Origin of the sequence: Modicisalibacter sp. 'Wilcox', from assembly GCF_010993675.1 — a bacterium.
In the GTDB taxonomy this organism is placed as follows: Bacteria; Pseudomonadota; Gammaproteobacteria; order Pseudomonadales; family Halomonadaceae; genus Modicisalibacter; species Modicisalibacter tunisiensis.
Window position 1 is genome coordinate 1 of sequence record NZ_WNXF01000029.1, and the last position, 8,446, is coordinate 8,446.

An 8,446-nucleotide genomic window follows, 5' to 3' on the forward strand; every position below is an offset into this window, starting at 1 on the left:
TCCTCGATGACCGCCACCAGGACCGGCACCGCTCCACGCGAATAGGTCGGCTTCGCCTTGGCGGCGGCGATAGCGCGGGCCTCCAGCGCCTCGTCGCTCTCTCCCGGCTCCCGCAGGGTCTCCACCGGGTCGGAACACATGGCTTCCTTCCAGCCCAGTGCGGGCAGGGTGTTGCCCTCACTGTCCACGATGGGCATCAGGATCGCGTCAGGGCGGTCGTCTTCAGCGCCAAGAACCGTCTCGGCTCGATCCAGGCGGCGGCGTATGTCCAAGCGGCTCATAGACTCACCCCCTGGGCATCCACGCCAAGGCAGTAGGCCACCGCCCCAGCGGCTCCACCTTCGCGTCTCAGGCGCTGTATGGTCGCCCTAGCCCTGTCTCTCATCCCGTCTTCGCTTTCGCCGTCAGCACGCCACACGATCTCAGACAGGCCATTGCCGGGGATGCACTCATAGCCAGCATGTGAGCCGTCATCGGCACGAGGCATGAATGCGATCAGCAGGGGCCCACCGTTCGAGCGATGCTCCAGGGCGGCCACTCGCTTCTCAAGGTCGGCAAGGCTGCTACGCGGCATCGTCATCGCCTCCATCGAGGATCTGCATCAGTTCGCTGTCGCCGTGGTCAATGCGACCACCCGCTGCCTTGGCGCTCAGCTCATCCATCAGGTCACTTATCTGGCGGACAACGGTATTGCCACGGTGGCCCTCCAGGGCATCGAGGCGCTTCGTCAGTGCGGTCGCGTTACTGCGGGGCATTGGCCAGTTCCTCCTCCAGCTTCGCCATGCGGGCTTGTAGTTCGTCGATCTCGGCCACTCTGGCCAGTGCGGTCAGGGCGTCTAGCAGGTGCTTGCCGGTATCGGGCGGCAGCTCACCGGATGCGATGGCGGCCAACACGTCACGGCCCTGATCGGCCAGCGGCTTGTCCCTGTCCAGGTCGAACGGGGTCGGGGCATGGCTTGGGCGGTGTACCGGCACGCAGCGGGCCAACACCAGCTCAGCGGCACGCAGATCGCCGCCCTTGGCTGCCTCAGCCACTTTCCGGGCCACGTCCTCGGCATCACCATCCAGCAGCTTGCGCAGCTCAGCGGCGCGACTGGGGCGGCCTGACGGATTGCCAGACTGCCCCGGCACGAAGCGCCCATTGTTATCGCGCTTGGCCATTCATCATCCTCACGATGCAGCTTTCACGGATTCCAGGCGCTCGGCACGCTTGGGCGGGCGGGGAATCGACTTAAGCCACTCATGGAAGGTTTCGAGGTCGGGGTTCTTCTTGAACGCCGGTTCGATCTTCCGGCTCAGCGGCGATCCCTGACGAAGCTGGAGAGGGCCGAGAATTTCAGCCAGCCCCTTCACGGCACGCAGGGCGGCGGTACGGGCGTCATCGAAGGCGAGCCGCAGGGCGTCCAGGGCTTCAATGTCGTCAGCGTGCGCAGCGGCGATGCCTGCCTTCTCAAGCCGCTGAGTCTCCAGCTCGGAGAAGCCGGTCACCAGATAGGACGGGGAACGCAGGACGGCGGCGGTCAGTTCGGGATGGCTACCCTTCACCATCTCACCCAGCAGCTTGCTCCGCTCACCACTACCGGCGCGATGCAGGAAGGTGCGGATCTCTTGGTCGCGCATCTCGCCCATCACGTCCTTGTCGGCCAGGGGCTGGACGGGCTGCAACGCCTTCGGGGCCATCTGTACAAGGTCGGCGATCTCGGCGTTCATCTTCGCTTCCTTGGCTTCCAGAGCGTCGATAACCGGCTGGATGATCTCAAGGGCGCGGCGGGCCTTGCCGTCGTCGTGAAGGTCGGGATTCTGGCGGATGGCGTCGATCTGCGGGGCAACGCGCTCATACTCGGAGACAGCGGCGGTCCACAGGTCGTGAGCCGGTCGCGTGAAGTAGCGGCCAATGTCCCAGCGTGAGCGCTGTCCGGGCACAAGCCCCTGAGCGCCGACGATCTGATAGTCGAGCAACAGTTCCCAGTCGGGGCGCGTGATGTTGATGGTGTGGAAGTCTCCACCCTGTACGGTTTGCAGTCCTCGGGTCATTGCGCGGTTTCCTTGCGGTGGTGGTCTTGATTGAAAAGGTCGATTAGATGGCGGGCGGCGTCGGTGTCGCCTGACTCGGCAGCGCTTTTCAGCAGGGCGTAATAGCCAGCGACTTCACGCTTGGTCGGCTTCACGTTGCGTTTCCCTTGGCGACTGCTCATGCCGGTGTCCTCATGTCAGCCCAATAACGGCGCTCAAGCGTGCTGTGCCGGTGGCCTCGCATGAAGGCGCGGATGCGGTCGGCGCGTTCATTCACCTGGGCGGCCTTGCGCGATGCCTTGGCCATGTCGTAGCCAGCGGCGATCTGGTAGGCACGCACGTCTTCACGCAGGCGCTCCAGCTCACGACGCAGCGGGGCGTCATCCACCCAAGTCGGCAGGTCGGTCGTTTCCAGCAGCTCAATGGCGGCTTCGATCATCGGGCTTATTCCTTACTGATCTATGCTTATTACATTATAGCACAAAGGAATAAGAATGCTTGTTTTTATGCTTATTTGTCCGATTCTGTGCGTTTATGTAGGGTAGACTTCAATCGAACGGATAGGGCCGCGCAGGAATGCGGCCTGGAGCGGGATAAATCGGCTGGTATCGTTACAGTAAGTCTGCACCACCCATTGAGTAACACGGCACACGTCGAACTATCCATGCCTTCTTTTTGTCCATACAATTAAATCCATGCGAATAGACTTCGATCCTGACAAAAGCGCACGTAACGAACGCGAGCGGGGGCTGCCCTTCACGGTGGTCGAGCGGTTCGATTGGGAAGGGGCGCTGTACACGGAAGACACGCGGCATGACTACCCCGAGCGGCGCTTCGTTGCCCTGGGGCTGATCGGCCAGCGTGTCCATGTGGTGTGCTTCACGCCGGTCGATGGCGGGATTCGGGTCATCAGCTTTCGCAAAGCCAATGCACGAGAGGTAAGGCGCTATGAGCAAGCGACTGACGGATAAGGAAGGCGAAGTCAGGGAGCTGACCGACCAGGACGTTAAGCAGATGCGTCCCATGTCTGACGTGCTGCCCGCCGATCTCCAGCGCACCATCCGGCAACGGGGTCAGCGTGGCCCACAACATGCCCCGACCAAGGTGAAGACGACCATGCGGCTGTCGCCTGACGTGGTGGATCACTTCAAGGCTCAGGGGCCGGGATGGCAACGCCGGATCGACCAAGCGCTACGCGAGTACATCAGGGAGCACGGCTAGACAAAAAAGCCCGGCTGGGATGGCCGGGCGAAGGGACACGGGAAGTGCCGAATTAGTGTGTTGGTCGGCTCATTGCTCGTTCTCCATGTGTGCCAAGTCGCGCAGATCATCCGCCGCTTTGTTGAGTACCTGGGCCACGCGCTCGGCATGCTGGACGCGGGTGTCTGTGTAGACCATTCCCAAGCGACCATTCGGATGATCGGGGTTCATGACGCTGCGCAGCGTCTTGGCGTTCGCTGTCTCGTCTATCAGGGCAGTCGCCATGCCGCGCACCACATCGGCCAGCCGATTCACCTGGGTCAAGTTCTCGCTGAGAGCGTCGCGTCCGGGAACCCACGAGATAGGCGTCACCAGGGCGGGCTCCTGGGTAGGCGGCTCGACGTGGTTCAGGGCATCCCGCAAGGCGATGGCTGGCGATCCGTACTGCATGCCGCTTGTGCCGTGCTTGCCGCTGTCGTGGATGATGTCGCCGCGCTCGATGATGCGCCACTCGTACCACCCCATGTCAGGTTCGCCATAGACTTCGACGGTGCCGTCGGCAAAGGGGCGGTCGATGGCGTAGATGGTCGTCGTCATTACTTACCACCCCCGCTGTCACGCTGGTTCTGAAGGTACATTACGCGGTCCTGAAGTTGATTGGCAGCCATGCGCAGGGCTTCGTGCAATGCGCCCCGGTGAAAGTCCGTGATTGCCTCGCCGTCCAGCAGATCGACAACGCCAGCGATGACCACTGACGCTTCCTGCATGGCTTTCTGGTCGCCTTCGATGATGTTGAATTGGTCTTGCCGGGTCATGCCTGCCTCTCGAAGTCGTTATGCAGGTTGGACTGGGCGAATGCCGCCCGGCGCAGCAGGCTGTCCGCCATCAGATCCAGGGCGGTCAGCAGCCCATCGCGGTGGTGGGGGCTCAGGGCCAATTCTTCCTCATGATCGAGGCGCAGCAGGTCAGTGATAGCGCGGGTCGCACGGGCGGTGCTTTCCATCTCACCAGCGCAGCCGCTCAGGGTGGCTCGGGAGAGTTGGTAACGATCATTCGGGGTCATCATTGTTTGGCCTCCAGACGAGCGAGTTGCAGGGCGAGGCCCATGACAGCAGGCGTGATGCGTTCGGCACGGTAGGGCGTCAGGATCGCCACCAGACGACCAAGCGTTGCCCTGTCCAGGGCGGGCAGATGGTAAGATGGGTATTGCATGTCGGCTTCCTCCGTAGCGTCGCCGATGTGTCGCGGTCCCGGCTGTTGGCGCAGCGCGGGGCCACTTCGTTTCTACACGTCGCGCAATGCAGCGTGCAGCTTGCTCGTGAAGGCTCTCAGGCGGGCGAGACGATCATCCCCCTCAGCAGCGGGCCAGATGGCCATCCCGAAGTCCTGACCAGTGCTGTCATCCAGCAGATGGCGGCGTTCAGCCTCGTCAGCCAAGCGCTCCAGCATGTCCAGCACCAAGGCACCGAAGTCATCCCCATCGGTCAGCAGATCCCCCTGGGCAGACTTACCACTCGTCATGTTCTCCAGGGCTTCCCGGACCAGATCGGCACGGCTCACGCTGTCCCCTGTTGTCATCCGACGTTGCCTTGCCAGCCCATCCAGGTCGGCAATCAGGCGCTTGGGGACGCGGGTTGTCAGGTGCGACATGGTGTCGGTCATCTGGATCATGCCTTCGTGTGTGGTGTGTTACGTGTGACACGTTATCGTTAGATGATGACGAATGCAATGCCAACCTGTTCAAACCTGTAAGCAGGGCAATGAATCGAAGCCGCCAGCAGACGACGGTTAGCGTTCGGGGGGGGAGCGCTACGCGGATTAATGTTCAAAGGCGCAATGAGAGCCGCGTATGGGAATAACAAGGCATAAGGACATGGAAGGACATAAAGAGGAAGGAAACACCTCAGTATTAGCCACAAAGGTAGGCAGCCTAATCGCCCTGTAACTCGCATGGTTGAGCGGTTCGTGGCCAATTTCCTTATTTCGCACAGCCCCTCGTCACAGCGGCTCAGATTCGAGAGTCAGGACGTACCCCGTTTCCTCCCTGATGCGTGCCTCGATGGCCTGAATCAGTGCGGCGTATTTGATGCACCTTGAGGCCGTCGATGTCTGCACCTGCTCTGTAGGGCCCATTGCTTCGTTGGTGGATCGTAGTGCGTAGGGCTGAATCAACACCTAGCGGTGCATTATCTGATAAGGCTTTTCCGCACCCTGCTAGGCACGGATACTGCGGAGCCAATTTCCAACCGTCTTGTCATCGACACCCAATGTGCTCGCGATCACCCGGTTAGAGTGCCCCTGAGCGTGCATCTCAATAACCTGTGGCAGCAGCAGGTCGCGGCGCGCCTTCCCCTTCTTGCTGCCTCTGTGCGCCTGTATGCGGCGGAACTTCTCACGATCAAAGCGACGCCATACCCAGCGACCGACCGACTTCGCTATACCCTTCACTTCACTGTATGGCAGCGACTCCACGTAGGCAGTCTGCATGTCAGTAGCGACAGCCAGCAGATGGGCATGGAAGCGTTCCTCTCCATTAGGGCCCCAGTAGTCACGGACGGCCTTGTAGGCGTGCAGACGGAGTCGCTCGAAGGTTTCGCAGTTGCGGCCCAGTCCAGCTATCTCGTCATCGTTGGCGGATCGACGAGAACGCGGCACCATCGTCAGATTGTCGGCCAGGTCATCCAGGGAATAAGCGTCCGCCCATGCCGTCACACGCCAATGAGGATGGGCCGGATTCTTGACTAGATTGCCGCTATAGCCCTTATCGGCCCCGAGAGCCGTTCTAAGGCTGTGCTCGATCATCTCGGCATAGTGCAGCGGCTTGAGCCTTGCGGCGCTTGTGCGAGCTACTGGGGCCGATAAGGCGTATAGCAGGTGAGCATGGCCGTTATCGGGATTCTGACAAGTAATCGTCGGTGCCGGTACATGCCTATCCTCCCAATCAATAGCCGCCCCTGGACGATCTACGTCAAAGGCCAGCCAGCGGAGGCTGCCAGTGCTGTTGGGCTCGATGAGCCGATACCCTAAAGCCTTGGCTCGGGGGCGAATTCTATTGTCTGCCTGAGGGTCGTTAGCGCAGTGTGGGCGTGCTGGTAAAGTCGTTGCAAAATAATCAATTGCGTGCATTTAGCTGTCCATGTCAGACAGCCAGGCAGACAGCGAATGTCGTCCGATCGCTTGACGCAGACTCGAATCCGTTTAGCATTGCCCAAACGCAAGCAGCGCTTGTGGCGGGTGGTAAGCCCGTCACGCGGGGTGGTGCCCGTTGCGCTCTCGTGTTGTACAATGTCGGACATAGCGCCGTCATGCCTAGCTGTAAGGAAAATCGGGTAACGAAACTGGTTTGGTCGCCTATCGTTACCCACGTATTGAAGCCCTCGGAGTTTGCCGCTCCGGGGGCTTCTTCTATTTAGCCCCTGGGCACTCAATCCATCCATTCTATTGCCCGAATCACTTATGTAAAGTGCGGGCGATTACTTATTTCCTGATCCCGACTTAGCCATCTCGTTTTTGATTTTTTGAACGGTCGATGGCGAGCACTTCATGGCGCGCGCCACCTCACGAATACCGGCCCCTTTTCCAAGCAATCCGGCAATCTGCTTCCGCTTCTCCTCATCGCGTGGGCGACCCTTGTAAACGCCTTTTTTCTTAGCCAAAGCAATGCCTTGCATCTGACGCTCGCGGCGTGTCTCGTAGTCATCGCGGGCCATCTGCATAGCGATCTTCAGCAGCATGTCCTGCATCGCATCCAGCACGATCTTGGCCATGCCTTCCGCCTCGATGTCGGATAGATCCACCATGCCAGGAATGGATAGCTTCGCCCCTTTGTCCTTGATGGCGTTCACCAGTGCCTCGGCTTCCTTGAGCGGGGCGCGGCTGATGCGGTCGATCTTCTCGGCTATTACCACGTCGCCAGGTTGTAGCTCGTCAATCATGCGCTGTAGCCCTGGGCGGTCTGACTTCGTGCCGCTGGCCTTATCCTCGTAGGTGCCGGCGATGTAGTAACCCTTGGCCTTAGCGTCCTCGATGAGCTTGTGTTGGCGCTCCAGGTCCTGCTCGGCGGTGCTGACGCGGATATAGATGCGAGCGGCTTTCATGCTTCCCCTCCACTTCCCTTGTTCGTTATGGGTGTTCGTTTAATAGTGTTACGAAAAGGGTGGTCGCTGTGAAATACCGAACAGCTATAAGCGTCTTGCCAATCGTTACTTTTTGGATATACCCGACACGAACACGCATGGTCTATGCACGATTATTGGACTACTCGTGCAAAGGACCGCTTTACGATTGCCTGCTCAGGCGCTCAGCAAGCCGCTTCTCGATGTCTGCAAAGCTGATCCCGCCTTCAGGTGGGGGGTTGGTAGGGGTTGAAGGATTTTTCCTCTCACGCGGCTTTTCTGGCGGTTCTGGCGGGGCTCCCAGCGGCCTAAGCTGCCCCCTTGGCTTCGCCGTCGATTGTTCAGGCGCAGGTAGCAGGCGCATCTGCTCCTTCAGCTCTCGCACTTCCTGACGCAGTGCTCGCAGCTCCTCGACCAATTCCCGGTAGCTGTCGGGTGTCGGGTCGGTGTCTGCCGAAGGTGTCGGGTCTGTCGGGTTTTGTCTGGCTTGCCCTGGCGGCTCGCCATAAACCCGGATCATCTCGGATAGGTCGATGACACGCTGATTTTTCCCATTGAAGCCAGCAGTGACGCGGCCTTTCTCGACAGCCTCGTATAGCGTCGAGCGGTGCAATCCGTAGAGTTTGGCCATGCGGCCTATGGTCAGTGCGGGCATGTAGGGCGCTGTAGGGTCTTGTTGTCGGATGCCCGACAGTTTAGCGCCGCTGGAAGGCTGGGCAACTTGCGCAAACCCCTTTCGCAATTCCCCCAGCCGGGGGTATTCAGGCGATGCAACGATCCTTGCAGCCGTCATGCAGATTCGCATATCGCTGGCAAAGGTGAGCCAGGGTCACAAGTAGCGGCTCGGGGCAGGGTTGCTGGTGTGACGGCTGAATCCCTCAGATCATAGGGATTTGCCGTTTCATTCGTTTCATCCGTGGCCGGTGCAGGGGGTCACTGGATCGTGCACCCCTTACCCCGCGTGCGCGTACTAGTCCGAAAACTCGCCAGGGATAGTGCGGGACGCTCCCGTAATTGGAGAACAGCGGCAGCCTAGATCATTCCTCGATGACCGCCACCAGGACCGGCACCGCTCCACGCGAATAGGTCGGCTTCGCCTTGGCGGCGGCGATAGCGCG

16 protein-coding genes are annotated in these 8,446 nt (G+C 60.3%); 2 read left to right on the top strand and 14 right to left on the bottom strand.

The genetic code is table 11. The features are described 5' to 3' along the window. The 6 genes from G7A98_RS16285 to G7A98_RS16310 form a co-directional block, all read right to left on the bottom strand. The coding region (locus G7A98_RS16285) for a hypothetical protein (RefSeq protein ID WP_163650733.1) at positions 1-197 on the bottom strand (197 nt) is incomplete at its 3' end. Positions 198-563: 366 nt separating this feature from the next. Continuing rightward, positions 564-755, bottom strand: coding sequence for a hypothetical protein (locus G7A98_RS16290; RefSeq protein ID WP_163650734.1), 192 nt, complete (start codon positions 753-755; stop codon positions 564-566). Beyond that, positions 742-1,161, bottom strand: a complete 420-nt coding sequence (locus tag G7A98_RS16295; RefSeq protein WP_163650735.1) for a DUF5681 domain-containing protein — start codon at positions 1,159-1,161, stop codon at positions 742-744. The genes G7A98_RS16290 and G7A98_RS16295 overlap by 14 nt, the downstream gene beginning before the upstream one ends. Before the next feature lie 9 nt (positions 1,162-1,170). Beyond that, positions 1,171-2,034 carry a hypothetical protein gene (locus G7A98_RS16300; RefSeq protein ID WP_163650736.1) on the bottom strand — a complete coding sequence of 288 codons (864 nt, stop codon included), beginning with the start codon at positions 2,032-2,034 and terminating at the stop codon, positions 1,171-1,173. After that, positions 2,031-2,195 carry a hypothetical protein gene (locus G7A98_RS16305; RefSeq protein ID WP_163650737.1) on the bottom strand — a complete coding sequence of 55 codons (165 nt, stop codon included), beginning with the start codon at positions 2,193-2,195 and terminating at the stop codon, positions 2,031-2,033. Before G7A98_RS16305 ends, G7A98_RS16300 begins: the two co-directional genes overlap by 4 nt. Further along, on the bottom strand, positions 2,192-2,452 hold the full coding sequence (locus tag G7A98_RS16310; RefSeq protein ID WP_163650738.1) for a hypothetical protein: 261 nt from the start codon (positions 2,450-2,452) through the stop codon (positions 2,192-2,194). Before G7A98_RS16310 ends, G7A98_RS16305 begins: the two co-directional genes overlap by 4 nt. Positions 2,453-2,708: 256 nt before the next feature. Here G7A98_RS16310 and G7A98_RS16315 point away from each other — a divergent pair, with 256 nt between their 5' ends. Together G7A98_RS16315 and G7A98_RS16320 are read left to right on the top strand one after the other, a co-directional pair. Beyond that, a complete protein-coding gene (locus G7A98_RS16315) occupies positions 2,709-2,984 on the top strand; it encodes a BrnT family toxin (RefSeq protein ID WP_163650739.1) in 276 nt (91 codons plus the stop codon). Then, positions 2,962-3,234 (top strand): BrnA antitoxin family protein, encoded by a 273-nt coding sequence (locus G7A98_RS16320; protein ID WP_163650740.1) that lies wholly within the window; start codon positions 2,962-2,964, stop codon positions 3,232-3,234. Before G7A98_RS16315 ends, G7A98_RS16320 begins: the two co-directional genes overlap by 23 nt. A gap of 69 nt (positions 3,235-3,303) precedes the next feature. Here the strand turns inward: G7A98_RS16320 and G7A98_RS16325 are convergent, their stop codons facing one another. The 8 genes from G7A98_RS16325 to G7A98_RS16360 form a co-directional block, all read right to left on the bottom strand. Further along, positions 3,304-3,810, bottom strand: coding sequence for a hypothetical protein (locus G7A98_RS16325; RefSeq protein ID WP_163650741.1), 507 nt, complete (start codon positions 3,808-3,810; stop codon positions 3,304-3,306). After that, positions 3,810-4,028: a hypothetical protein gene (locus tag G7A98_RS16330; protein WP_163650742.1), complete on the bottom strand. Its 219-nt coding sequence runs from the start codon at positions 4,026-4,028 to the stop codon at positions 3,810-3,812. Before G7A98_RS16330 ends, G7A98_RS16325 begins: the two co-directional genes overlap by 1 nt. After that, positions 4,025-4,279, bottom strand: a complete 255-nt coding sequence (locus G7A98_RS16335; RefSeq protein WP_163650743.1) for a hypothetical protein — start codon at positions 4,277-4,279, stop codon at positions 4,025-4,027. The genes G7A98_RS16330 and G7A98_RS16335 overlap by 4 nt, the downstream gene beginning before the upstream one ends. Beyond that, a complete protein-coding gene (locus G7A98_RS16340) occupies positions 4,276-4,425 on the bottom strand; it encodes a hypothetical protein (protein WP_163650744.1) in 150 nt (49 codons plus the stop codon). Before G7A98_RS16340 ends, G7A98_RS16335 begins: the two co-directional genes overlap by 4 nt. Positions 4,426-4,497: 72 nt before the next feature. Further along, positions 4,498-4,875 (bottom strand): hypothetical protein, encoded by a 378-nt coding sequence (locus tag G7A98_RS16345; RefSeq protein WP_163650745.1) that lies wholly within the window; start codon positions 4,873-4,875, stop codon positions 4,498-4,500. Positions 4,876-5,427: 552 nt separating this feature from the next. After that, on the bottom strand, positions 5,428-6,339 hold the full coding sequence (locus G7A98_RS16350) for a replication initiation protein (protein WP_163650746.1): 912 nt from the start codon (positions 6,337-6,339) through the stop codon (positions 5,428-5,430). Positions 6,340-6,686: 347 nt separating this feature from the next. After that, a complete protein-coding gene (locus tag G7A98_RS16355) occupies positions 6,687-7,310 on the bottom strand; it encodes a recombinase family protein (protein ID WP_163650747.1) in 624 nt (207 codons plus the stop codon). Positions 7,311-7,491: 181 nt separating this feature from the next. After that, positions 7,492-7,983 (bottom strand): hypothetical protein, encoded by a 492-nt coding sequence (locus G7A98_RS16360; protein ID WP_205596302.1) that lies wholly within the window; start codon positions 7,981-7,983, stop codon positions 7,492-7,494. Between the last annotated feature and the right edge of the window lie 463 nt (positions 7,984-8,446).

Bases quoted from the DNA above. Each gene is read 5' to 3' on its own strand.
- G7A98_RS16295 (WP_163650735.1), bottom strand. From the start codon at position 1,161: ATGGCCAAGCGCGATAACAATGGGCGCTTCGTGCCGGGGCAGTCTGGC.
- G7A98_RS16315 (WP_163650739.1), top strand. From the start codon at position 2,709: ATGCGAATAGACTTCGATCCTGACAAAAGCGCACGTAACGAACGCGAG.
- G7A98_RS16310 (WP_163650738.1), bottom strand. From the start codon at position 2,452: ATGATCGAAGCCGCCATTGAGCTGCTGGAAACGACCGACCTGCCGACT.
- G7A98_RS16320 (WP_163650740.1), top strand. From the start codon at position 2,962: ATGAGCAAGCGACTGACGGATAAGGAAGGCGAAGTCAGGGAGCTGACC.
- G7A98_RS16305 (WP_163650737.1), bottom strand. From the start codon at position 2,195: ATGAGCAGTCGCCAAGGGAAACGCAACGTGAAGCCGACCAAGCGTGAA.
- G7A98_RS16360 (WP_205596302.1), bottom strand. From the start codon at position 7,983: ATGCCCGCACTGACCATAGGCCGCATGGCCAAACTCTACGGATTGCAC.
- G7A98_RS16290 (WP_163650734.1), bottom strand. From the start codon at position 755: ATGCCCCGCAGTAACGCGACCGCACTGACGAAGCGCCTCGATGCCCTG.
- G7A98_RS16350 (WP_163650746.1), bottom strand. From the start codon at position 6,339: ATGCACGCAATTGATTATTTTGCAACGACTTTACCAGCACGCCCACAC.
- G7A98_RS16325 (WP_163650741.1), bottom strand. From the start codon at position 3,810: ATGACGACGACCATCTACGCCATCGACCGCCCCTTTGCCGACGGCACC.
- G7A98_RS16355 (WP_163650747.1), bottom strand. From the start codon at position 7,310: ATGAAAGCCGCTCGCATCTATATCCGCGTCAGCACCGCCGAGCAGGAC.
- G7A98_RS16300 (WP_163650736.1), bottom strand. From the start codon at position 2,034: ATGACCCGAGGACTGCAAACCGTACAGGGTGGAGACTTCCACACCATC.
- G7A98_RS16335 (WP_163650743.1), bottom strand. From the start codon at position 4,279: ATGATGACCCCGAATGATCGTTACCAACTCTCCCGAGCCACCCTGAGC.
- G7A98_RS16330 (WP_163650742.1), bottom strand. From the start codon at position 4,028: ATGACCCGGCAAGACCAATTCAACATCATCGAAGGCGACCAGAAAGCC.
- G7A98_RS16340 (WP_163650744.1), bottom strand. From the start codon at position 4,425: ATGCAATACCCATCTTACCATCTGCCCGCCCTGGACAGGGCAACGCTT.
- G7A98_RS16345 (WP_163650745.1), bottom strand. From the start codon at position 4,875: ATGACCGACACCATGTCGCACCTGACAACCCGCGTCCCCAAGCGCCTG.